Source organism: Micromonospora sp. NPDC005220 (assembly GCF_040607895.1).
Classification (GTDB): domain Bacteria; phylum Actinomycetota; class Actinomycetes; order Mycobacteriales; family Micromonosporaceae; genus Micromonospora.
The window spans coordinates 1-22,775 of the sequence record NZ_JBEXHP010000093.1 but is presented as its reverse complement, the minus strand read 5'-3'; the positions used below and the strand labels follow the sequence as shown (position 1 = coordinate 22,775).

Genomic DNA, 22,775 nt, shown 5'->3' with positions numbered 1-22,775 from the left:
GCACACCCTGCACTGGTCGATCTGGCGACGAACATCCCAAGCCCGAGCCCGCCGAGCCCACTACCAACGCAGACAAGCCATGTGACGTTGGAGTATTAGGCCGCGTGTCAAAGCCTCGTGAACGCTTCTGGATCTCACCAGGACCACGCGCCGAGGATATCTCGGCTATGTTTGCTCCTCATCGATGCTGGCACACTCGCCTCACGGGGGACGTGGCCGGCTCTGCTGCCGTCCTCGAGGAGTCAACTGTGCGCGAGCCTGTTCGCCACTTACCCAGCCGTCCTGCCCGTAGGCGGAGCTGGCGATCCGGTATACGGCAGTTGGGCGGCCTTGCACTGGCCACAGTGCTCGCCTTGACGTTGTCACCGCCGACGCCTGTCGCGGCCGCGGAAGCCGTGGTCAAGATGCCCGCAAGCGAACTGAACGCGATGTGGACCGGCTACGGAAACGCGGGTAGCCACTGGACGGGAGGTGACCGGACCGTGTCCGTCGCCCTGCCGGACGGGCGCGTCGTCTGGCTCTTCTCGGACACCTTTCTCGGCACTGTGAATGCCGACGGTTCACGTCCCTCCAACAGCCCAATGGTGCACAACACACTCGTCATTCAAGACGGCAACAGCCTTACCGAAACTCGACATGGCGGCACTCCCTCCCAACCGAAGTCGTACATGTGCGACGACAACGTGGGTTTGGGCTGCTGGGTGGCCGACGCGATAGTGGACAACGCCAAGCTTCGGGTGCTTGTCAACAAATACGAACGCACCGGCCCCGGATCGCTCGATGTCAGGCCCACCGGAACAGCGTTGGTGACTCTCGCGCTGCCGGGGCTGACCGTCGAGGAGGTTCGGGATCTCCCCCTCGGCAGCGCGATCACCTGGGGTCAGGAGCTGCTGAACGAGGGTGGCTTCACCTACATCTACGGATCCGAGCACACCCCTGACACCAAGTTCGCGCATCTGGCGCGGGTGCCGCAGGGCGGGCTAACCGGATCCTGGCAGTTCTGGACGGGCACCGGTTGGTCAAGCAACAAAGACGACTCGGCCCGCATCGCCAGCGGAGTCGGAACGGCGTTCGCGGTGCAAAAGGTGGACGGACAGTACCTTCTCGTCACCATGGAGGGGCACCTTGTCTTCAACTCCATCATCGTGGCCTACACCGCCGGCGCGCTGACCGGACCGTTCGGCGGGCCGGTCGAGCTGGCCCGCGCGCCGGAGGGCAGTGACGGACGCCAGGTCATCGTCTACGACACCGACCTTCACCCGGAGTTGGCAGCCGATGGCAAACTGCTCATCTCCTACAACGTGAATAGCCTGGACAACCAGGTCAATCTGGACGACGTCTCGGTCTACCGCCCGCGTTTCATCGAGGTCAACTGGCCTCAACCCCAACCGAATCCGGCCCTCCTGCCAGCCGCCCCCGCCGGGGTGTCCGCGACGGCAGACACCGAGGGCACAATCCGGCTGTCCTGGAACGCGGTGGCGGGCAGTGGCATCAAGTACTGGATCTACCAGAAGGACCGCACGGCCGGGCAGATCCAGTGGGTACGCCTACCCCAGTCGACCACTCAGGCATCGATCGATCTGGAGTTTCTGAAGAATGGCCATGCCTACGAGTATCGGGTGACGGCGCAGAACGACACCGGAGAGGGGCCGGCGTCCTCGACGGTCACCGCCTCGGCGTCCGTACAGCTGCCCGCGGCACCCGCCAATCTCACCGCGAACGCGGACCTCAACGGTCAGATCGCGTTGGACTGGGATGCCGTCGCAAACAGCTGGTACTACGAGGTCGAGCACCGGGACGTCACCGCCGGGCAGACGGAGTTCTCCCGGGTCGCGCACCCCGAGGGGACAGCCACGGCCCTGACCATCAAAGGGCTGGAACATCAGCACCAGTACGAATTCCGGGTGCGCGCGGTGGGTGGAGCCGGCGCGGGCTCCGAGTCGAATCTGGCCAGAGCGGTGGCCTTCCACACCGCGCCGGGCGCGCCAACGGGGTTGACCGCCGCCGCGCAGGCCGACGGTAGCGTCCGGTTGTCCTGGACAGCTCCGGCCGGCGAGGTCTGGCACGCGGTGCACCAGCGAGACGTCACAGCCGGAGAAACAGGCTTCACCACCTGGCCGTTGCCGGTCGCCGAGGGCACCACGGCCACGGCACAGTACCTGACGCATGGACACGAGTACGAGTTCAAGGTGACCGCCACCAACCGGGGCGGTGAGTCGGCTCCGTCGAACGTAGTCCGGGCCACGGCGTCATACTCCCTGCCGGGGGCGCCAACGGGACTCACCGCGACCGCGCAGGCAGACGGCAGCGTACGGCTGTCCTGGACGGCTCCGGCCGGTCAGGTCTGGCACGCGGTGTACCAGCGGGATGTCACGGCGGGCGAGACGCAGTTCACGCAGTGGCCCCTGCCGGTCAGCGAGGGTACCGTCGCGACCGCCCAATACCTGACTCACGGCCACGAGTACGAGTTCAAGGTAACGGCCACCAACCCGGCGGGGGCGTCTGGTCCGTCGAACCTGGCGCGGGCCACCGTCAGGTACCCGTTGCCGTTGGCCCCACTGGCGCTCACGGCTACTGCTGGCGACGGACAGGCCAAACTGAGTTGGACCGCAGCCCAGGCCGGGGTGTGGCACGCCGTGTATCAGCGGGATGTCACCGCGGGCGAGACGCAGTTCACGGCCTGGCCGTTGCCCGTCTCCGAAGGAACCTCGGCGACCGCGCAGTACCTGGCGAACGGGCACGAGTACGAATTCAAGGTGGTGGGCACCAATGGGGCTGGCGAGGGGCCGGCGAGCAATTCCGTTCGGGTGACTCCGTTGCCGGCCAAGCCAGCGACGCCAACCGGTCTTACCGCTACCCCGCAGGGAGACGGCACCATCAAGCTGGCCTGGCAGGCGCCCGGCCCCAACGTCTGGTACGTCGTATACCAGCGGGACGTGACAGCCGGGGAGTCCGCCTTCACTAAATGGCCGCTACCGGTAAGCGAGGGAACCACCGCGACCGCTAGTTATCTCGCGCACGGGCATCAGTACGAGTTTAAGGTGGCGGCAACCAACGCCGCGGGCGAGAGCGCAGCCACGGCCGCGGTCAGGGCTACCGCCCAGTTCTCCCGACCCGGCGCCCCGACGCAACTGCGCGGCGCGGCATCCGGAGATGGGAAGATCGAGTTGAACTGGACCGCACCGGCCCCGAACGTCTACTCCGCGATCTACTGGCGTGACGTCACGGCCGGGCAGACCACCTTCACCCGGATCGAGTACCTGACCGCCGAAACCTCCATCACCATGGAATACCTGCAACATGCGCACGTCTACGAGTACAAGGTTGCCGCCACGTCGGCCGGAGGCGAGGGTCCAGCCTCGTCAACGATTCAGGTAACGGCCTACTACAACCTGCCGTTGCCGCCGGCCAACCTCAGAGCCGTGGCGGGCGACGGCAAGGCCACGCTGAGCTGGAGCGCCAGTCCAACGACAAACGTCAACTATCTCGTGTCATACCGAGACAGCACGGCCGGCCAGGCATGGCAGACTCTCGCCTACCCGGTATCCGGCACGACGGTTGTCATGGAGTACCTGACAAACGGTCACACGTACCAGTTCCGGGTGACGGCGTCCAACGCAGCCGGGCAGAGCGCGCCGACGAACACCGCGTCGGCCAAGCCGCTACCGCCAGTGCCGCAGCCGCCCACGGGACTTGCCGCCAGTGCCGGTGACGGAAAGGTCACCCTCAGCTGGACGGCCAGCACCACGGCCAACGTCTGGTACTGGATCGAGTCGCGGGACGTCACCGCGGGACAGGCATGGACCAGGTTGAAGGACCCGGTCGATGCGAGATCGATCGTTTTGAACTTCATGACCAACGGGCACGTCTACGAGTTCCGGGTGCGTGCGAACAATGTCGCGGGCGACAGTGCTCCGAGCAACGTGGTGAGCGCGCGTCCGATGCCACCTTTCCCACAGCCTCCCACCGGGCTCAGCGCCAGCCCAGGCGACGGGAAGGTCACTCTGCAATGGGCGGCAAGCAGCACTCCGTACGTCTACTACTTGATCGAGATGCGAGACACCAGCGTGGGGCAGGCATGGACCCAGCTCGCGTACCCGGTCAACAGTACATCGATTGTCCTCGATTACCTGACCAACGGGCACTCCTACGAGTTCCGGGTGCGCACCACCAACATGAGCGGCAACTCGACGCCGTCGAACACCGCCTCGGCCCGGCCGATGCCACCGTTCCCGCAGCCGCCAAGCGGGTTGACGGCTTCCGTCGCCAGCAACGGCACCGGCTCCCTGAACTGGTCTGCCAGCCCGACGTCAAACGTGTGGTACGACGTCTATCAGCGTGACGCCACGGTTGGCGAGGCGTGGCGCAAGCTGCCGTTGCCGGTCACGAAGTGCTGCGCGATGACGGTCAACTACCTGCTCCCCGGGCGGGCCTACGAATTCAAGGTGGTCGCCACCAACGTCGCCGGCGTCAGCTCGTCCTCAAACGTCGCACGGGTCACCGTCCCGATGCCGGCCCAGCCGGGCTGGATCAACGCTAGCCAGGCTGGACCGTACGAGGCGAAGCTCAGCTGGGCCAGCGTGCCGGGAGCGGATTCCTACGTGATCTACCACGGGGTGAGCAACGACGTCTGGAGTCCCCCGGCAATGGAACGGTTGCCGTATCCGATAACCGGCACGAACTTCACAGTCGGCTACCTGCTGCGACCTGGCATCCACTGGTTCGCGGTCGCGGCCAGCAGGTATGGAGCGGCAGGCCCAAGATCCACTTCGGCCACCATGGCTCCGCTCATGGAGAACACCCTGTACTCCGAGGCACGGTACCGCTACTTCGATGCGCAGCCAGGATCCGGCGACCGGAAGCTGGTCACCTCCGCCCCCCGGGCGAACCAGGACGGAGGAATCGTGGTGGCGCGCGCATTCATCGGCTCGAAGGACGGCTACCAGCCGATCGCCGATCAACGCACGGGCGGGTACTACACAGACGCGCCGTACGCCAGCGCACGGATGCACGCGGCATGGGACACCGGGCGTGGCCAGCTGGGCGCGTACGCGCAGAAGAGTTGCTCCTTCTACATCTGCAACACCGCGTTGCCCGTTGTGGAGGCATATTCCAACGCGGATGATGGCGATCCGGTCGGGTACAACTACATCTGGAAGAGCAGCGGGGGCACCAACTCGCTGACCTTCAGTTGGAAGGCGAGCAACTCGGACACGAACCGACAGTCATGGCCGCTCGCCGCAAAGATCGACACCGAGGTCACCATCTGGAGTAACGGCGGCAGCGATTTCAATGCCAAACTGCTAACCGACCATTTCCCCTCGTACGAGGTGTATCAGTATCCGCACTACTCGACAAATGGCTTCCCCACGTCTCGCACGCTCGTGCAGTGCGATCAATACCACATCAATGGACTGAGCGACGAACCGTGGCAGCGTCGCCAATGCACCTGAGGCGTGTGCCATAGCCACTGGCCGGCCTGCGGCGGGCCCAGGCGACGACCGGCCGCGTTGGGGGTTGGCCCGGATGCAACACCGGTATCCGGGCCAACCCCGCCTTGCCGGACCGCCGTCTGGACTCCGCCTCGGCTCGACCGAAGCTTTGACACGCGGCCTAATAGTGCTTTGTTAAGTTGGTACCAGTTGGTGGCAGAGTGGGCAGAATCCGAGCCAGGTCGCGAGGTGGTATTGCAGCTCGCGCAGGACGGTGTAGAGGCTCAGGTCTGCCCTGTTGCTTTTGGGTCTGCGAGTCGTAACTGGGTGAGGAACAGCTGGGCGGCTGCGGTGAGGGTGACGTGGCGGTGCCAGCCGATCCAGGATCGGCCTTCGAAGTGGTCGAGGCCGAGGGCGGTTTTGAGTTCGCGGTAGTCGTGCTCGATGCGCCAGCGGCTCTTGGCCAGGCGGACCAGCTCGGCAAGTGGGGTGTCGGTGGGCAGGTCGGACAGCCAGTAGTCGGTGGGTTCGTCTTGGTCGGGTGGCCATTGCACGAGCAGCCAGCATTCGGGGAGAACACCGTCGTCACCACAGTGGGGTCCACGTTGGATGGCTCGGCCTGCCGGCCGGACCCGTAGGGCGAGGAAGTGCCCGGCCAGCTTGCGGGTGGGCTGGCCGGAGGCCTGATCGGCGGTGGGGAGCCGGTCGCGCCAACGCACCAGTTGTGTCGCGTCGGCGCCGTGGGCCAGAGCGATGGCCTTGAGGCTGCGGGCGGGTTGCGGGTATTTCGGGGTGGGATGCTTGCCGACTCCGGCGTAGGGGACCTCGACGGGTTGAGCGTCACCGGGTTGGACGGTGGTCGACGAGGTGGTCGCCACGATGTAGCTGATGCCGCGTTCGGTCAGGCCCTGGCGGAACTCGGCGACCTGCCCGTAGCCGGCGTCGGCGGTCAGCAGCGGCGGGCGCAGACCCCAGCCGGCTAGCTCGTCGAGCATCTCCAGAGCCATCATCCACTTCGGCCGGTACCGTTCACCGTCGGGCACTTTCGATGCTGCCCGCCGCCGCTGGATGTGGTCGATCTGCTCGGCGGGCGGCGGGCGCAGACGCTTGTGCGGCTTCTTCGCCCCGGCCGCATCGCGAGTCACGGGTTCCTGGCGCAGCCTGCGGGCATGCGGGTTGGCGATCTTCCCGTCCGCGTCCGGGACGCACGTCTCGTCCCAGGACTCAGGCACGAACAGCCGCCAGTCCAGCACCGCCGACGCGGCATCGGTCGCGGCGTGGACGCTCACGGCGATCTGGCAGTTGGCGACCTTACCCAGCGTGCCGGAGTACTGCCGGGCCACACACGCCGAAGCCTTGCCGTCCTTGGGGAACCCGGTGTCGTCCACCACCCACACCTGCGGGCTCACAGCGTCCACGGCAGCTACCGCCAGCCGTCGCCGCACACCGGCCACGTCCCAAGTCGACGACGTCAGGAACTGCTGCAACTGCTGGTGATCCACCCCAAGGCGCTGCGCCATCGGCTGCATCGACTTCCGCCGCCCATCCAGCATCAACCCACGCAGATACCGCAACCCGGTCGCCCGCTGATCCGACCGCGGCAACCCCGCGAAAAGCCCGGCCGCGTAGTCCTCCAGCCGCGTCCGCACCCGTGTGAGTCCTCGCTCGTCCACCAGGAGAGCCAAACACATCCCAAAAAGCCCTACAAGCGACACACCGGAAAAACCTAACAAAGCACTACTAAGGGACGTCTCGTAATTGGGTGAAGCGTTGCCCGGGCCGGGCCGATGGTCAGCCGGTGAGGATGATGTTGTGGTGGTTGGCGATGCCGGACGCGGGGTCGGTCAATGTGGGCAGCGCGGCGGTGGTCGCGCAGGATCTTGAAGCACTTCATCCTGGCCAGAGCGTTTCGACCCCTGCCCGGATGGTGCGGTGTTCGACGTTGAGGGCTTCCTTCCAGTCCGGCAGCGAGCTCCCGTCGGTGGGCTTGCGGTACGGCATGATCACCTCGCGATTGCCGCGGTAGCCGCCGTCGGCCATCACCGGCCGCCCGTCCAACGTCTCGGCGATGCCCGAGGTGCGGTAGACGATGGTGTCGTTGCGGTTGCCCGGCTGTGGGTCGCCGATTGCGATGACCAGGCGGGTGCCGGTCGACGGCCGGCGCCGGGCCCGGATCTACAGGGCTGGGCCCGTCGCGCGCTGACCGGGGACTTCTTTAAGGAACCTTGACAGTAGCGCCAGGGATGGACAGGATTCAATAAAGAGAGCGCTCTCTTGAGCTGGCGTCGATCAACGGGCCAGCAGCGCCGCTCCTCGTCCCGGGAGCGGCTTCGTCAATCTGGGAGAGGAACCCGATGGCTCGTACAGTCAAAGCGCTCGCCGTCACCGCGGTGGCACTCGCCGCGGTCGGCGCGACGCCGCTCGTCAGCTCCGCTGGCGAAAGTCCCGCACCCACCGCGTCTGCTGCCGCCCCCTCGTACGACATGGCGCCCGGCATGGTCGCGGCGCTGCGCCGCGACCTCAAGCTCGACGACAACCAGGTTGCCGCGCGCCTACGCGCGGAGGCGGCCGCCGCAGTGGTGGAACGTCGGCTGCGCGGCGAGCTCGGCGCGGCCTTCGCCGGCGCCTGGATCCCGCCCGGCGCCAGCCGGCTCACAGTCGCGGTGACCGACCCGGGCGCGGCCGCCAAGGTGCGGGCCGAGGGCGCGGACGCCACGGTGGTCAAGCGCAGCGGGCCCGACCTGACCAGGTCGCGCCGCGCGCTCGACGCGCACGCCGCCGAGGCCGGGCGCCACTCGGTCCGTGGCTGGTACGTCGACGTCGCCACCAACAGCCTCGTCGTGCTCGCCAAGCCGGGCGCGCAGGCGGCCGCCAAGGCGTTCGCCAGGGACGCTGGCGCGGGGACGGTTTCCGTGGTCACCAGCGCCGAAGCGCCCAAGCCGATGTACGACATCCGCGGTGGCGACCAGTACGTGATCAATGGCAACACGCTTTGCTCGGTTGGCTTTGCGGTCTCAGGTGGCTTCGTCAGCGCCGGCCACTGCGGCGGCACCGGCAGTCCGACTCTCGGCTACAACAACGTCGCGCAGGGCACCTTCGCCGGTTCGTCGTTTCCCGGCAACGACTACTCGTGGATCCGGACCAATGCCAGTTGGACGCCGCAGCCGTGGGTCAACAACTACGCGGGCGGCAATGTCCTCGTGGCCGGCTCCCAGGACGCCCCGGTGGGCAGCTCGATCTGCCGCTCCGGCCGGACCACCGGCTGGCGCTGCGGCACCCTGCTGGGCCGCGAAGAAACCATCGTGTACGCGCAGGGAGCGGTTTCCGGCCTGTCCCGCAGCAACGCGTGCGCCGAGCCCGGCGACTCGGGCGGTTCCTGGATCTCTGGCAACCAGGCCCAGGGCGTGACGTCCGGCGGCACCGGTAACTGCTCCTCCGGCGGCACCATGTGGTTCCAGCCTGTCAACGAAATCCTCGCCACATACGGACTGACGCTCACCACCTCGGGTGGCGGTGGCGGTGGCAGCGCGGTGATCAGCAACTGGAACAACAAGTGCATCGACGTGCCCGGCAGCGACTTCTCCGACGGCAAGCAGCTGCAGATGTACAGCTGCAACCAGAGCTCGGCCCAGCGCTGGAACTTCGTCAACGGCACCCTGCAAACGTCCAACAACAAGTGCATGGACGTGGCCTGGGGGTCCACCGCGAACGGCGCCGCCATCCAGATCGCCAACTGCTCCGGCAACCCGGCACAGCAATTCGTGCTGAGCGCCGCTGGCGACCTCGTGAACCCGCAGGCCAACAAGTGCGTCGACATCAAGGCGTGGAACGGCAACGACGGGGCGGCCCTGAATCTGTGGGACTGTACCGGCGGCGCCAACCAGAAATGGCGGCGCGGCTGAACTAATCCGCCGTACCGCAAGCGGTTCGCCCGCCGGCAGCGCACGCGCTGGCGGGCGAACCGATTCCGCAGGTCGTCCGTCAGCGCCCGCCAGTGGGCCAGCAGCAACTTGCCGATGAGCCGGTCCGTCCACCGGACGGCCCCGCAGGCGGGCGAGCTCCCGGTCGACCCCCGCGCCGGTCGGCAGTGCATGTCCGAGGCGAGCCGGTACTGGCCGGTGTGCGCGCGGAGGCGCTCAACCGCCTCCGGTCAGCCATCACGACGACCGACTGGCCGGGCGCCCTGCGGAGCGGACTGCCTGGCCGGGAGGTCCTGCTACTTCTGCTGGATGGACTTGTATCCGGTACCTAGGTACAGGCTTACTGTCGTGGCATGGCTACCACTGACCAGGCCTGGGTGCCCGAAGCGTGCACTCTGCCCACAGCCGATCGGCCGCTGCGGCTGTCGGAGTTCGACGACCTGTTCGCTACCGTTGTGCGAGAGGTCGAACCGGCTAGCTCGACGCACGCGCGGATGCGGCTGACCGGCCCGGCCGGGTTGACCGCAACCGTCCGCGACCTGACCGCGCGTGAGACCGCGTGCTGCTCGTTCTTCACCTTCACCGTCACCACCCGAGCAGTCGTCGACGGCGAAGCGCTGACCTTCGATATCCGGGTGCCCGATCAGCATGCCGACGTGCTCGCCGCTCTTGTACGCCGAGCGGCCACCATGTGGCTGCCGCGCGAGGGGCTACCGGTGCAGACCGTCGACCGTGACGGGCTGCGCTCGTCGATCGCCTCCCGGACGGTCACCCTCGTCGAGGCTCTCCCCGCTGTGCAGTACGACGCCGAGCACCTGCCCGGCGCGGTCAACGTGCCCACAGATCTCACAGCCAAGCTCGCCGGCCAGTTGGCCCGGACCGGGACCAGACCGTGGTGACCTACCGTTCCGGCCCGGCCTGTGGCCGGGCCAAGGTGGCCGCCGCTGCGTTCAGCCGCCTCGGCTACGCCGACGTGCGGATCTACCCCGGCGGTAAGGCCGACTGGGCGCAGGCCGGGCTGCCGCTCGACGGCACCCGCGCCGCCGCGGCGGGGGCGTCGTGACAGGCGGGCTGCGCACGGGCGAGGTCGCCGAGCAGGCCGGCGTCAACATCCAGACCTTGCGCTATTACGAACGCCGCGGCCTGCTCGCCGAACCGGACCGATCCAACGGCGGACACCGGCTCTACCCGCCCGACACTGTCGCTCTGCTCACCGTCATCAAGGCCGCGCAGCGGCTCGGCTTCACCCTCGACGAAGTCGCCGAGTTGCTCGACACCGGCCGACGGCGGCATCCAACCGCCGACCTGCGGCAACGCGCCCTCGACAAGATCGCCGAGATCGACGCGCGGATGACGGACCTGACCGCGATCCGCACCGCGTTGACCAAGGTCGTCGAGGCCCGCTGCGACAGCCTCACCAACTGCACCTGCGACGACTGCCCGATCCCGTTCCTCACCATCGGCACCATCGAGCACCCGGACGGAGATCCGACATGAGCCTGCCCCTGCCGACACCCACCACCCACGACCGTCACCAGCACACCTCGACCGGCACCGACAACACGCCGCCGACCCGCAGCAAGATCAGCGGCGTCCTCGCGGTCGTCGCCTGCGCCGCCTGCTGCGCGTTGCCGTTCCTCATCGCGGCCGGAGTCCTCACCACCGCTGGCGCGGCGATCCTGGAGAAGACGCTGTACGCCGTCGCCGCTGGACTCGTCGTCCTCGCCCTGGGCATGTGGTGGCTGCACCGCCGCCGCACCGTCGCCGAGGCGACCTGCGGCTGCGGCGGCGCGGGCTGCGGCTGCTGAACCCGCCACTTCGAGGGCGGCACCCGCCGCGACGGTGCCGCACCATCGATACTTCCCGCCCCGCGCCGCTGCTGCGCGGACGGGAGGTGCGTCACCGAAGCAGATCCCGTTCGGACGGTAGGCGGTCACCGGGGCTGAGCTGACCGGACGTGATCCGAGCGCGCAGGAGCTGGGCCAGCTCCTGATAGCCGACCGGGTCCTGTCCGGGATAGATCAACGCCGCAGGACGACCGCCGCCGAGTCGGAGCCGCCGCCGGCGACGGCGTACTGGCTGACGCCGACGTTCAGCCGGATGGGGTCTCGGCCTGGCCTATCTGGCCCTCGGTGACCGGGGTTCTCCGACGCTAGATAGCTGCGCCGCCCCCGTGGTGCTTCGAAGTGCTGGTCAGCGTCGACGTCCTTGCCGCCACCGCGGCAGGGCAGCGACCGTGACCACCCGGACCGCGACGGGGTCGGCCGCGACCGCTCCGACGATGAGGCGGCCGGGGAACGGTGGCAACGGACCCTGCGCGAGCACCAGGGCGTCGACGGTCGTTGCCCGGTCTGCCGTACCCGGGTTCGGTGCCGGGAGTGGGCGGAAGCGTTCGGGCAGCTCGGTCAACGTAGTCGGGTCGGCCGTCCCCAGGTACGAGTCCGAGACGACGGCGATGGATGAGCCGACGCGCGCATCTGCCGATGAGCGGGCGTCGTACGGTCGAGCGGCGAGGGTCGACCGCAGTGCCACGCCCGAGTTCATATTGCGTCGTCCGCCAGAGCGCATGCCCGAACTCATGACTGCGCGGCGAGGCAACGGTCGTGCCGGCATATCGGGTTGCTGCCCGATGCGGCAATCGCGCTGGGTAGGGGGTGTTGCGAGCCGTTCGATGCCTTCAGTCGCCGGGCAAGTCCTTGTCATGTTGGTTGACTGGTGTTCTACTGAACCAGACCAATTCGGGATGCCCGGAGCGGATCAGGAGGACCACTAGGTGATCAACTTTCATGTCGACCGGTCCAGCAGCGTCCCCGCCTACGCCCAACTGGTGCGGCAGGTGCGCGAAGGGCTACGGATCGGGACGCTGCAGCCCGGGGACCAACTGCCCACCGTGCGCAGCGTGGTGACCTCGTGCACGGTCAACCCGACCACGGTGCTTAAGGCCTACCGGGAACTCGAGCTGTCCGGCCTGGTGGAGGCGCGGCAGGGAGCGGGCACCTTCGTCAGCGGAACGCTCGGCCACGCGGATCCTCATGTCATGGCCCGCTTACGCAGCAGCCTGGCCCGGTGGCTCGGCCAGGCCCGCGAGGCCGGTCTGGAGGACGAGGACGTCCAGGCGCTGCTCGCCTCGGTGATCGTGGAGAACTCGGCGCGCAGGGCCCAGGCTGGCGGCGACCGGACGCAGGCAGAACCGGCACCGGGCGCTGGGTTCCGGAGGGAGGAAGGCGCCGCATGAGCGAGCAGTCCATCGCCGTGGAAGCCAGCGACGTGGGCAGGCGCTACGGCACCGTTTGGGCGCTGCGGGAGTGCAGCTTCCAACTGCCCGCCAGCCGCATCATCGCGCTGGTCGGCGCGAACGGCGCGGGCAAGTCGACGCTGATGAGCATTATCGCCGGCACGTTGGCGGCCACCTGCGGCTCGCTGCTGGTTCACGGCCGACCGGTGGTGAAGGGCAGGTCCACCAACGGGGGTGGTTCTGCCGGGAGCCGGGTCGCGATCCTGGCCCAGGACAAGCCGCTGTACCGGGACTTCAGTGTGTCGGACATGCTCCGCTTCGGAAGGTCGATGAACCGCGTGTGGGACCAGCGGCGGGCGCTGTCGTGGCTTCAGCGCTTCGACATCCCCCTGGACCGCCGCTGCGGCAAGCTGTCCGGCGGGCAGCGGGCGCAGGTCGCGCTGGCGGTCGCCCTGGGGTCCCGCCCGGCGGTGCTGCTGTTGGACGAGCCCCTCGCGAACCTGGACCCGGTGGCCCGCACTGAGGTGACCGGCGAGCTCATGGCCGAGGCCGCCGACAGCGACATGACCGTGATCCTGTCGACCCACATCATCGCCGAGCTCAGTGGCGTCGGTGACCATCTGCTGCTGCTCGACGCGGGCCGGCCCGTGCTCACCGGCGATGTCGAGGAGTTGCTCGATAGCCACGTGCGGCTGACCGGGCCCCGCGCGGACCAACCGCCTGGCCCGGGCGCGATCATCCAGGCGCAGCACACTGACCGTCAGTCCACGTTCGTCCTCCGGCAGCCAGCGCCATCGACGGCGCACGCTGTCGTCGCCCCCGGCTGGACCGCCCAGCCCATCACCCTGGACGAGCTGATCCTGACCTACCTCAGGACCTCGGCCAGAGCACACCACGATCTGGAGGCGGCAGCATGAGCCCGGTCATCGAAGCGCCGGCCCGCGCGAGCCGACAGGATGATCTCGGGTCGGCCGGGAGTGTCCGCGGTCTGCTGTGGCTGACCTGGCGTCAGCACCGCTGGGCCGTGCTCAGCACGCTCGTCCTGGCTGCGGTCCTGGTGGGCTGGATGACCTACCTGTCCATGGAACTGACTGACCTGTGGCACCAGTGCGGCAACGCGTACTGCCCGGAGAACTCCCCGCAGGGCGAGCGGCTCGCCGGGTCCTCGCCTCTGGTCCTGACCATGGGTGCCCTGGCGAGGGTGGTGCAGTACATGCCGCTGCTGATCGGCGTGTTCATCGGCGTCCCGGTGCTGACCAGGGAGCACGAGCAGCGAACCCTGCTGCTGGCCTGGAGCCAGGACGTCTCCCCAACGCGCTGGCTGTGGACGAAGCTGGGCATGCTCGGCCTGTTCGTGACGGCTGTGACCGCGGCCGTTGCCGGCGTCAGTGACCACCTGCAGCACGTGGATACCCTGGTCGGCCCAGCGAACCTGTTCGACTATGTGCCGTTCCTGAACACCGGGATGCTGCCGGTCGCGATCAGCATCTGCTGGTTCGCGGTCGGCGTCGCACTCGGCGCCGCGATCAAACGCACGCTCCCCGCCGTGTTCGGCGTGATCGTGAGTTTCATCGGCCTGACCTACCTCGTCCAGTGGCGCTACCCCACCCTCATGAAGCCGTTGTCCGTCCAGCTACAGATGGACGGGCCGGACCGTGGTCCGTTGCGCGACAACGCCCTAGTCGTCAAGGGCGGCATGATCGACTACGGCATCGACGGGCCGTCCGGCGCGTTCGACGCCTCCGGACGCGAGCTCAGCGGCGTCGAGCTCCAACGCCTCTGCCCGCCCGACAACGACGGCGACAAGATGCTCTCCTGCCTCTCGAACCTCCATCTTCACCAGCACGTGCAGTACCAGCCGGGCAGCCGGATCCCCGACTTCCATCTGATCGTCGCGACCGGCTACCTGGGCCTGACCGCGGTTGCCCTCGTCGCCGTCTGGTGGATCGTCCGCCGCACCAACCTCAGCGCGGGCTGACCCAGCCGCCGAGGTACCCCTCGGCAATGATCGCGCCGTGCCGCAGGACGATATCGATGCGGAAACCCGAACAAAGATGGTTGCCGGTACGCCGACCGACCATCTTGACGATGAAGCGCCGTCCGCTCATGCCGCTGGCCGGGCCTCTTGGGTGTCTTACGAGAGGTGCGTGCAGCGAACAGCCGATGCTTCCAGGGAGAGTGCGCGCGCCTGGCTCAGCCCGCATGGGCCCACGATACGGTTCGAGCGTGATGGCCGACCTTGCCAACAACCCCTTGATCTTCGTCGATGTCGACGGACCGCTGATCCCGTTCAAAGCCCGGCCGGTTAGCCGCGAGCGTTCTTCGGACGATGCCGTCGTGCAGCCACTGGACGGTACTGGCAACCCTCTGCTACATCGGCTTGACCCAGGTGACGGGCGGAGGCTGTTGGCACTGGGCTGCCATTTGGTCTGGGCGACGACATGGATGGCGGAGGCGAACGAGGTCATCGCACCACGGCTTGGGCTTCCGGACCTGCCGGTCGTGGGATAGCCGGACGACGACGAGGATCCGGAGCACGGTCTGCACTGGAAGACCGTGCTTCTTACCCGGTGGGCAGCCGGCCGCCCATTCGTCTGGCTTGACGACGAGATAACTGATGCTGACCGGCGATGGGTCGCAGCACACCACCCGGTGCGGGCGCTGCTGCAACGTGTCGACCCATACGTGGGCCTGACCGAAGCGGATTTCTCAGCGGTCCGCCGATGGCTCGGGCAAATTGACGGCGCCGCTTGATCACCTGCACGCTCATGCCGCAGACCGATTGGCGCGTAGCGTCACCGCCGGCCGATCAAGACGGCGTGCGGTCGTGCCGAAGGGTGATCGTTAATTGTTGATGCCGAGCAGGAACGTGGTCAGTGCCGCGGCGACCTCGGTCTCGCCTCGGTGGTGCGGTCCGAAGTGGTCCAGTTTCGGGAAGGTGAGTACCCGTGACGAGGGGAGCACCTCGGCGAGCCGGGCGGTGGAGGGGCCGACGTGCGCCAGATCGCTCCGGCCGCCGGTCATCAGCAGTACGTCGGCGGAGACCTCGCGGTAGTGCGGGTAGCTGTTGTCGAGCCGGCCGACCTCCGCGTGCTCGTGCAGGGCCGGTTCGAGCAGCTCAACGACCTTCGCCCGTTTGTCGCCGCGGAAGGCCAGCCGGAGGATGGCGGCCATCAGCCAGCGGGGGTTGCGGCGCGCCGCGCTCGGGCCGGTGGCGATGGAGAACGTGGCGAACGCGTCGATCGGGCGGCCTTGGGCGAGAAGCCGGCGGGCCGGTGGGATCCAGTCGGTGGGAATCAGGCCGTCGACGCTGACTCCGGGTTCGTAGACGGCCACTTTGTCGAAGCCCGGGTCCCGGCGGGCCGCTTCGAGCGTCACCAGCCCGCCGAGGCTGTGGCCGAAGACGTACCGGGCGCCGGTGGCCGCCCGGACCGCGGCGAGGTCGGCGCACTCGGCCTCGATGCCGTATCCGGGTCCGAGCGGGCCGCTGCCCCGGCGGCCTCGCCGCTGCACCCTGTGCACGGTGAAGGTGCCGGCGAGCGCCCCGGCCAGCCCGGTGAAGTCGGCGGCGTCGCTGAGCGCGCCGGGCACGATCATCAGGTCCGGGCCGGCGCCCGTGGTGTGGTAGGCGATGGTGGTGCCGTCGGCGGAACGGACGGTCCGCGCGGTGGAGGTGGTCGGCATGGCGAAACTCCTCACGGTGTTCCGGGTGGGTGTTGTGGCGCGTACGCCGGTGTCTCAGCCGCCGCCCAGGGCGGCGTTCAGCCGTCGGGTGTGCGCGAGATAGGTGTCGAACGGCACGCCGCTGGACTCGACCAGCTCGGTGAGCCGTCCGATCAGCTCGGTGCCCGCCCGCTCGACCAGCTCTCGGCCGGCGTCGGTGAGGGCGATCCGGCGCCGGTTGCCGCCGGCCGGGTCCGGTGTCACGGTGAGCAGACCGGTGCCGGCGAGGGCGGCGATCATCCGGCTGATCGAGGGCTCGGTCACCGCCAGGCTGTCGGCCAGCGCCCGCTGGGTGCAGGCCTTCAACTCGCCGACCATGACCAGGACCATGAACCGCCGGTAGGACATGCCGTGGTCGGCGCGCAGGATGCGGTCACCGGCACGCTCCAGGCGGGACACCAGCGTGTGTAACTCCAGCCCGAGGTTGTTCGGATGGTTCATAGGCAATATCTTAGAGCCCTAAGTTAGGACAGCAAGTCTCTAGCGACGAAAGGGTCACGAGATGGCACCTGCCGCTGGTCTCGTACTGCGCCCCGCACAAGCCGACGACATTGAGGCGATTGCCGTGCTGTGGCACGCCGGCTGGCGGGACGGTCACATCGGACACGTCCCCGCCGAACTGCACAGGCACCGACGGCTCGCCGACTTCCGTGACCGGGTGCCGCCCCGCCTGCCCACCACCACGGTCGGCGTGCGGGGCGCGCGGCTCGTCGGGTTCGTCACCGTCCGCGAGGACGAGGTGGAGCAGGTGTACGTCGCCGGGCCGGCCCGCGGCACCGGGGCGGCCGATGCGCTGCTCGCCGCCGCCGAACGGGCCGTCGCCGAACGATTCGACACCGCCTGGCTCGCGGTCGCGGTCGGCAACACCCGGGCCCGCCGGTTCTACGCTCGCAGCGGCTGGCACGACGTGGCGGCCCTGAACTACCCGGCCGAAGCCGGCACCACCCACGTCACCGTCGCCTGTCGGCGTTACGAGAAGCGCGTCCGGTAACCGCGGGCCTTCCGCGTACATTGCCTCCGACACATGGCCAGCCCTTCGCGCCTCTGCCGAGTTGCGGAATGCTGGCGTCCGTTCCACCGCGTACACCGTAAGGTCCGGGCATGGCTAACGCGAAGATCAGGCTCGACCACTGCGTGATCGCGGTCAGCAACTGGGAACGCTCGACGACCTTCTATCGGGACGTCCTGGGTGCTGACGTGGTCGACCATCCCGACGGTCGCGTGGCCTACCGGTTCGGCGACCAACAGCTCAACGTCCATGGACCGGGCCTGGATGTCGGAGAGCTGGTGGCACGGCTGCCCGTCACGCCAGGCGGCAGCGACCTGTGCTTCGTTTGGCCCGGCACCATCGAGGACGCGATCGCGCATCTTCAACACCATGGCATCGAAATGGAGGCAGGGCCGGTTATCCGCAACGGTGGAGGTGGGCGTGGCGTGAGTGTCTACTTCCGGGATCCGGACGGTTCCCTGCTGGAGTTGATTACCTACACCAAACCCTCGTAGCCGGGACTGGGCTCCGAAGATGATCAGACCATTGGCGGCTAAGGACCTCGGCTGGTCCCCCGACGCGCACGGCTGGCGGAAGAAGCGGTCGTTCCCGCGCCTCCAGCATCACCTTCCCGATGCCCGCCACGTTCAGCGTTGGTCGTAGGCGTGCAGCCCGAGCAGGAGCCCGGCGGGGTCGATGACGTAGCAACCGCGGCCGACGCCGGCCAGCTCGAACGGCGGTACGACGACCGTGCCGCCGTGCGCGCCGACCGCGGCGGTTGCCGCGTCCAGGTCCGGGACCCGGATGACCGGCACCGCCCGGGGTTGCCCGTCGCGGGAGGTCAGCAGGGCGGTGTCGACGCCGGGGCTGTCGCCGTGCGGGGCCACCAGGTACTCCGGGGTGGCGAACGGCTGGGGTTCCCAGCCGAACACGGCGCGGAAGAATGCGGTGGACGCGGGCAGGTCGGGCGAATTCAGCTCGACGTAGGTCACGGGCTGGGTCACGGCGTGTTCTCCTTGCGGGATTCGGCGGTGCGTTGCGGTGCCCCAGCACGGTCGTCCAGCGTTGGGGCGGCGGCCCATGTGTCGGCCAGGCTGCGGACCCACTGCTCCACCAGGTAGAGCGGGCCCGGCGCCAACTCGTGCCACCGGTGCCGGCCCAGCGCCGTCGAGCGGACTAGGCCGGCGGCCTGCAGCACCTGCAGGTGCTGCGAGGTGGCCGGCCGGCTGACGCTGAGCAGCTCGGCGAGCTGCCCGGAGGTGGCCGGCCCGTGCGCGAGCCGCTGCAGCAGCACCCGCCGCGATGGGTCGGCCAGGGCATTGAGCACAGCGGCCAGGTCAAGCACCACCCCACCTCCAAACGTGTAAGCTGCAACTTACACGTCTGTCTGCCGCTACGCCAACACCCCGCCAACTCCTGCCCTTTTGCGGCGCACCGTTCATAGCAAAGCAGGGCGACTGGCTGGGCCGCTGGCATTCACGCTGAGTAGTCATCTACGCCGGCAGGTTCTCACCTCCCGCTGCGGGACAACGGACCCCGCCGCGTGGAATGACTGGCTGGCCTGCGTTCGCTCCGTAGCAGAGGGCATAAGGACAGGGCGAAGGCCAGCGGGAGGAACAAGTCCCACGGGGGCGGCCGGAATGCGGCGAAAAGGGTCCGGGAGGGCGAACGACGCGTGGTCGATGCCCCGTTCGTCGACCCCGACCCTCAGTCCTCGGCACCAACACAAAAATGGGTGGCCCCGCCAGCCCGCCCCGCCCTACCTTGCAACTAGATCATTCTTTTCCGACCCACTCACGAGAGGACTTCACCCCGCGTGACGCCGCCTGCTCTTTAGACCTGACACCTTCCCCGTGCATCGGTCGCCGACGTCGCCGTCGGCTCTTCCCCCATGCCTTTCGTCAAGTCTTTAGAGGGATCATGTCTACGCGTCCTCATATCGTTCTGTTCGGGCCCCTCCGGCGCACGCACCTTCCCCTGCTCGCGTTTCGGTGCGCCCACTGCCATCCCGGCCTCGCCAGCACCGGCGACGGCACGTTCCGCGTCAATGCCAACGGCAAGCTCCTCGGCATCATGCACCTGGTCGCGTGCGTCTCCTACGACCGCACCAGCAGAATCACGGGTCGCGATCGCGTCCCGGTCCGATACCTGGATCCGAAGCTCCTGAAGGGCTACTCCGGCAACTTTCCCCGCAGTGGTCCTGAACTGGGGCGAGAGGCACAATGGCCATGCCGCGGGCTGCATCATGCGGCGGTCCGCGCGCGGTCGTTCATGCACGGGCGCGAACGAAGATCAGCCCGATACCGGCGACGAAGGTGAACGGCCCGGTGCGTACATCCGGGCGTGCCGCGTTGGTGACCGCCAGGCGCCTGGTGGTCACCATGCTGCGCATGCCCCATCAGTCGGCTGAGCCGAATACCTGCGCAGTCCGGATGGCCGCTCGGCAATGGCGGAATGTCGGCCGCGTCCTCGACAACGTGGTTAACGTCGAGTTGGAGAGCGGTGACCCGCCGAGATCCGGCGACTCCTCAACGCCTTCGTCCTTGCCCTGCCGCTACCACCAGCGCACACCCTGCACTGGTCGATCTGGCGACGAACATCCCAAGCCCGAGCCCGGCGGTCCCACTACCAGCGCAGACTTGCCCACAACGCCACCCCGAAGATCAATTGACGTTGGAGTACTTGTACCAACGCCATTTGATCTGCCGGCTGGCTTACTCGGCTAGCTCATGAAGAAGATCATGGCCGCGAGGCTTGCCCCCATGGCCAGGTGCTCCCAACGGAGCAGGTCCGTGATCGGTCGATAACGCAGCTGGACGAGTGCGGTCGCCATCCAGCAGAGGTAAGCCGCCGTGGCGGCGCGTAGCAACACGAGCGCCGCGTCATGGCCGGTGACGGTGTCGTGGTCCGTCCGGGGCCCGGCGGCCATGTGGTGGGTAGTAGCCATCGACTCACCGTGTTGATGTATCAGCACGGCGAGCGCCATGAGCACGGCCCCGGCCATACGGTGCCACTCCACCTCCGGGCCGCGCTCGGTCGGACCGCCGACGACGATTGCCACCGCAAAGAACAGGAGTAGCAGCGCGCCCGCGTACTGCACAACCGGTGCGGCGTCGAGGGTCACGGCGGCCATGACAGCAACCATCGCACCCGCAAGCATTCGGGCTCTGCGGGAAGCGCCCGCCCACGGCAGGACGCAGCAGCAGGCTGACACCGCGGCCGACCCGAGCATGATCACCTCGATCATCAGGACGTCATCGCGGTGCGACGCCGGGGCGTGACCATTGCGCGGTGGGGCGGCCGTTGAGACGCCACGGGTGCCCGGTGACCCGCGGCCAGCCTTCAGGCGAGTTTTCCCAGTTCTCTTGCCGGCCGTGCACCGTGAGGTCCAGGGCGTGGTAGGTGGTCATCAACGCCTCCACGCCCCGCCCGGTGGTCCAGTAGGTCTCGTAGACCTCGTCGCCGTCGCGCAGGTAGCACGCGATGAACCCGAAGCCGCGACCGTCGGCCAGAGCCGGGTCGGAGTCTTTCGCCGAATACCAGGGGAACCTGTAGCCCATGAACTCCGCGAATGGGGCACTTTCGTCGTAGGGACCCTGGCAGAACACGGCGTAGGTGACGTCCCGAGCGTGCAGGTAGTCCAGCATCTGCATGTGACAGGTCGAGAAGGTGCACCCCTCACACTGATGCTCGTACGGTTTGCCGTCGTGCCACATGTGGAAGTAGGCGATGAGCATCCGGCGGCCCTCGAACACCTCCACCAGCGGGGTGTCCCCGCCAGGGCCCCGCACCGTCACCGTCGGCATCAAGGTCATCGGCAGTTGACGACGAGCGGCTGCGATCGCGTCTCCTTCGCGTGTATGGGCCTTCTCCCGGACCAGCAGTTCGTTGCGCTCACGCAGCCAGGTCTCCCGGTCGACGACCGGGGGCGCGGCGGCGCTGGACGCGGGGGTTGCCGTCATGGCTATCTCCTTCGTGGAGTGGGGATCATTCACAGGTACAGACGACCGAGTCGGCGATCGTCATCGGTGACCGATGACGGATGGGGTCCGCGGTCGTCAGTACGGTTGTGAGGACCAGTCAGCCCCGGGGAGATCACATGTCCGACTCGCCCGACGAGCAGGCGGTCTGGCTGCAGCGCGCCTTCGACGAGCACCGGCGTGAGCTACACGTGCACTGCTACCGCCTCGCCGGGAACGTCACCGACGCGGACGACCTGGTGCAGGAGACCTTCCTGCGTGCCTGGCGGGCTCGCGACCGCTTCGAGGGTCGCGCGTCGGCGCGCACCTGGTTCTACCGGATCGCCACAAACGTCTTCCTCGACAGCCGCAAGGCGGCCGGTCACCGGACGGTACCGTACGGTGACCCGCTGGAGTGGTCCACTGAGCTCGGTCCCTATCCCGACGCCCTGCTGGCCGACGATCCGCAGACCGGTCTCGCCGCCCGGGAAACCGTCGAGCTGGCCGTGATCGCGGCACTCATGTACCTGCCGCCGCGGCAGCGGGCGGCCTTCGTGCTGCGCGACGTCCACGGCTGGACGCCGCAGGAGATCGCCGCCGCGCTCGACACCGCCGTAGCGGCCGTCAACAGCCTCCTCCAGCGGGCCCGCCACACCCTCCGACGGCAAGCGCCGTCGGACCCGAAGGACTGGCGCCGCCCGCAGCTCACCTGTGAGGACGAAGAGATCCTGCGCCGCTACGCCAACGCGAAGGACCCGGAGACGATCCGGGCACTGCTCGCCGAGGACGTACGGATCATGATGCCGCCCGAGCCGCCGGTCGTCGGGATCGACGCGGCCGCGGAGTTCCTCGGCCGACCGCTCGACTGGCGTACGTTCCCCAGCTCGGCCAACGGGCGCCCGGCATTGATCAACTATCTCCGCCGGCCCGGCAGCCCGCACTACGAGGCGTTGGTCGTCGACGTACTCCGGATCGAGAACGGGAAGATCGTGGAGAGCAACGCCTTCATCGGTGCCCGTCACGTCGCCGCCTTCAGCATGCCCGCCACACTCGAGCCCTAGACAAGTGGGTTTCACGTTAAGTGATCGAGTCTGCACTGGTAGTGGGGTCGCCGGGCTCGGACTTGGGATGTTCGTCGCCAGGTGGACCAGTGCAGGGTGTGCGCTGGGGGTAGTGGCAGGGCGAGGACGAAGGCGTTGAGGAGTCGGCGGATCTCGGCGACGGTCAACGCGATGATCTTCGGGTCGGGGTCGGGCTGCTGCGCGGTGGTGGCGGCGAGGATGGTCAGGACGGCCAAGGCGAGCATGGCCAGGGTGATGAACCGGTGCCAGCCGGTCCAGCCCGCAGGATGGCGGTACTCAGCCAGATGCTTTCAGCCCGCCATGGGCCGACCGGACTCCCGAAGGCTCGGGTACCTCCGGTCTGAGTTCCCCCCGCTTTGATGGAGGGGTGGTTACCTGCTGCCGGTTGGTGCAGGGGTGACGATATCTGGCTTGGTCTGGCTGGTCTGTTGGTGGT

Annotated in this window: 24 protein-coding genes and 2 pseudogenes; 13 read left to right on the top strand and 13 right to left on the bottom strand. The window is 68.0% G+C overall.

Annotated elements, in window-relative coordinates; all coding sequences use genetic code 11:
• Window positions 1-353 precede the first annotated feature (353 nt).
• Window positions 354-5,453: a fibronectin type III domain-containing protein gene (locus ABZU52_RS25505; RefSeq protein ID WP_354973501.1), complete on the top strand. Its 5,100-nt coding sequence runs from the start codon at window positions 354-356 to the stop codon at window positions 5,451-5,453.
• A 263-nt stretch (window positions 5,454-5,716) separates the two neighbouring features.
• On the opposite strand, the gene ABZU52_RS25500 is transcribed toward ABZU52_RS25505, so the two are convergent.
• Window positions 5,717-7,105, bottom strand: a complete 1,389-nt coding sequence (locus ABZU52_RS25500) for a transposase (RefSeq protein ID WP_354973500.1) — start codon at window positions 7,103-7,105, stop codon at window positions 5,717-5,719.
• A 118-nt stretch (window positions 7,106-7,223) separates the two neighbouring features.
• Window positions 7,224-7,577: pseudogene (locus tag ABZU52_RS25495) on the bottom strand (transposase family protein); the annotation flags it as partial.
• Between the two features lie 209 nt (window positions 7,578-7,786).
• On the opposite strand from ABZU52_RS25495, the gene ABZU52_RS25490 reads away from it, so the two are divergent.
• The 5 genes from ABZU52_RS25490 (at window position 7,787) to ABZU52_RS25470 (ending at window position 11,160) form a co-directional block, all read left to right on the top strand.
• Entirely contained in the window at window positions 7,787-9,334 is a 1,548-nt protein-coding gene (locus ABZU52_RS25490) for a ricin-type beta-trefoil lectin domain protein (RefSeq protein WP_354973499.1), read from the top strand.
• A gap of 371 nt (window positions 9,335-9,705) precedes the next feature.
• Complete coding sequence (locus ABZU52_RS25485; RefSeq protein ID WP_354973498.1) at window positions 9,706-10,251, top strand: hypothetical protein; 546 nt, start codon at window positions 9,706-9,708, stop codon at window positions 10,249-10,251.
• On the top strand, window positions 10,245-10,415 hold the full coding sequence (locus tag ABZU52_RS25480) for a rhodanese-like domain-containing protein (RefSeq protein WP_354973497.1): 171 nt from the start codon (window positions 10,245-10,247) through the stop codon (window positions 10,413-10,415). Before ABZU52_RS25485 ends, ABZU52_RS25480 begins: the two co-directional genes overlap by 7 nt.
• Window positions 10,412-10,849, top strand: a complete 438-nt coding sequence (locus ABZU52_RS25475; RefSeq protein WP_354973496.1) for a MerR family transcriptional regulator — start codon at window positions 10,412-10,414, stop codon at window positions 10,847-10,849. Before ABZU52_RS25480 ends, ABZU52_RS25475 begins: the two co-directional genes overlap by 4 nt.
• A complete protein-coding gene (locus ABZU52_RS25470) occupies window positions 10,846-11,160 on the top strand; it encodes a hypothetical protein (RefSeq protein WP_354973495.1) in 315 nt (104 codons plus the stop codon). The genes ABZU52_RS25475 and ABZU52_RS25470 overlap by 4 nt, the downstream gene beginning before the upstream one ends.
• Window positions 11,161-11,251: 91 nt before the next feature.
• On the opposite strand, the gene ABZU52_RS25465 is transcribed toward ABZU52_RS25470, so the two are convergent.
• Window positions 11,252-11,377, bottom strand: a complete 126-nt coding sequence (locus ABZU52_RS25465; RefSeq protein ID WP_354973494.1) for a GntR family transcriptional regulator — start codon at window positions 11,375-11,377, stop codon at window positions 11,252-11,254.
• 168 nt (window positions 11,378-11,545) lie between these two features.
• Complete coding sequence (locus ABZU52_RS25460) at window positions 11,546-11,884, bottom strand: hypothetical protein (RefSeq protein ID WP_354973493.1); 339 nt, start codon at window positions 11,882-11,884, stop codon at window positions 11,546-11,548.
• Window positions 11,885-12,125: 241 nt separating this feature from the next.
• Between ABZU52_RS25460 and ABZU52_RS25455 the strand changes: the two genes are divergently transcribed.
• From ABZU52_RS25455 to ABZU52_RS25445, 3 genes are read left to right on the top strand one after another with little or no spacing between them, the layout of a single operon-like run.
• Window positions 12,126-12,587 (top strand): GntR family transcriptional regulator, encoded by a 462-nt coding sequence (locus ABZU52_RS25455; RefSeq protein ID WP_354973492.1) that lies wholly within the window; start codon window positions 12,126-12,128, stop codon window positions 12,585-12,587.
• On the top strand, window positions 12,584-13,504 hold the full coding sequence (locus ABZU52_RS25450; RefSeq protein WP_354973491.1) for an ABC transporter ATP-binding protein: 921 nt from the start codon (window positions 12,584-12,586) through the stop codon (window positions 13,502-13,504). The genes ABZU52_RS25455 and ABZU52_RS25450 overlap by 4 nt, the downstream gene beginning before the upstream one ends.
• Window positions 13,501-14,565, top strand: a complete 1,065-nt coding sequence (locus ABZU52_RS25445) for an ABC transporter permease (protein ID WP_354973490.1) — start codon at window positions 13,501-13,503, stop codon at window positions 14,563-14,565. The genes ABZU52_RS25450 and ABZU52_RS25445 overlap by 4 nt, the downstream gene beginning before the upstream one ends.
• Here the strand turns inward: ABZU52_RS25445 and ABZU52_RS25440 are convergent.
• Entirely contained in the window at window positions 14,552-14,695 is a 144-nt protein-coding gene (locus tag ABZU52_RS25440) for a hypothetical protein (protein WP_354973489.1), read from the bottom strand. The genes ABZU52_RS25445 and ABZU52_RS25440 overlap by 14 nt on opposite strands.
• A 121-nt stretch (window positions 14,696-14,816) precedes the next feature.
• On the opposite strand from ABZU52_RS25440, the pseudogene ABZU52_RS25435 reads away from it, so the two are divergent.
• Window positions 14,817-15,341: pseudogene (locus tag ABZU52_RS25435) on the top strand (HAD domain-containing protein).
• A gap of 90 nt (window positions 15,342-15,431) precedes the next feature.
• On the opposite strand, the gene ABZU52_RS25430 reads toward ABZU52_RS25435, so the two are convergent.
• Window positions 15,432-16,271: an alpha/beta hydrolase gene (locus ABZU52_RS25430; RefSeq protein WP_354973488.1), complete on the bottom strand. Its 840-nt coding sequence runs from the start codon at window positions 16,269-16,271 to the stop codon at window positions 15,432-15,434.
• A gap of 54 nt (window positions 16,272-16,325) precedes the next feature.
• Window positions 16,326-16,751 (bottom strand): MarR family transcriptional regulator, encoded by a 426-nt coding sequence (locus tag ABZU52_RS25425; protein ID WP_354973487.1) that lies wholly within the window; start codon window positions 16,749-16,751, stop codon window positions 16,326-16,328.
• A 61-nt stretch (window positions 16,752-16,812) separates the two neighbouring features.
• Here ABZU52_RS25425 and ABZU52_RS25420 point away from each other — a divergent pair, with 61 nt between their 5' ends.
• A complete protein-coding gene (locus ABZU52_RS25420; RefSeq protein ID WP_354973486.1) occupies window positions 16,813-17,301 on the top strand; it encodes a GNAT family N-acetyltransferase in 489 nt (162 codons plus the stop codon).
• A gap of 110 nt (window positions 17,302-17,411) precedes the next feature.
• Entirely contained in the window at window positions 17,412-17,813 is a 402-nt protein-coding gene (locus tag ABZU52_RS25415; protein ID WP_354973485.1) for a VOC family protein, read from the top strand.
• 132 nt (window positions 17,814-17,945) lie between these two features.
• On the opposite strand, the gene ABZU52_RS25410 is transcribed toward ABZU52_RS25415, so the two are convergent.
• The 5 genes from ABZU52_RS25410 to ABZU52_RS25390 all read right to left on the bottom strand — a co-directional run bounded on the left by ABZU52_RS25410 (window position 17,946) and on the right by ABZU52_RS25390 (window position 21,260).
• Window positions 17,946-18,302, bottom strand: a complete 357-nt coding sequence (locus tag ABZU52_RS25410; RefSeq protein WP_354973484.1) for a VOC family protein — start codon at window positions 18,300-18,302, stop codon at window positions 17,946-17,948.
• Window positions 18,299-18,643 carry a metalloregulator ArsR/SmtB family transcription factor gene (locus ABZU52_RS25405; RefSeq protein ID WP_354973483.1) on the bottom strand — a complete coding sequence of 115 codons (345 nt, stop codon included), beginning with the start codon at window positions 18,641-18,643 and terminating at the stop codon, window positions 18,299-18,301. The genes ABZU52_RS25410 and ABZU52_RS25405 overlap by 4 nt, the downstream gene beginning before the upstream one ends.
• Window positions 18,644-19,567: 924 nt before the next feature.
• Window positions 19,568-19,690 (bottom strand): hypothetical protein, encoded by a 123-nt coding sequence (locus ABZU52_RS25400; RefSeq protein ID WP_354973482.1) that lies wholly within the window; start codon window positions 19,688-19,690, stop codon window positions 19,568-19,570.
• A 330-nt stretch (window positions 19,691-20,020) separates the two neighbouring features.
• Window positions 20,021-20,545 carry a hypothetical protein gene (locus ABZU52_RS25395; RefSeq protein WP_354973481.1) on the bottom strand — a complete coding sequence of 175 codons (525 nt, stop codon included), beginning with the start codon at window positions 20,543-20,545 and terminating at the stop codon, window positions 20,021-20,023.
• A gap of 7 nt (window positions 20,546-20,552) precedes the next feature.
• On the bottom strand, window positions 20,553-21,260 hold the full coding sequence (locus ABZU52_RS25390) for a DUF899 family protein (RefSeq protein WP_354973480.1): 708 nt from the start codon (window positions 21,258-21,260) through the stop codon (window positions 20,553-20,555).
• 137 nt (window positions 21,261-21,397) lie between these two features.
• On the opposite strand from ABZU52_RS25390, the gene ABZU52_RS25385 reads away from it, so the two are divergent.
• On the top strand, window positions 21,398-22,318 hold the full coding sequence (locus ABZU52_RS25385) for an RNA polymerase subunit sigma-70 (RefSeq protein WP_354973479.1): 921 nt from the start codon (window positions 21,398-21,400) through the stop codon (window positions 22,316-22,318).
• Between the two features lie 11 nt (window positions 22,319-22,329).
• Here ABZU52_RS25385 and ABZU52_RS25380 read toward each other — a convergent pair whose 3' ends face one another.
• Window positions 22,330-22,563 carry a hypothetical protein gene (locus ABZU52_RS25380; protein WP_354973478.1) on the bottom strand — a complete coding sequence of 78 codons (234 nt, stop codon included), beginning with the start codon at window positions 22,561-22,563 and terminating at the stop codon, window positions 22,330-22,332.
• Window positions 22,564-22,775 lie beyond the last annotated feature (212 nt).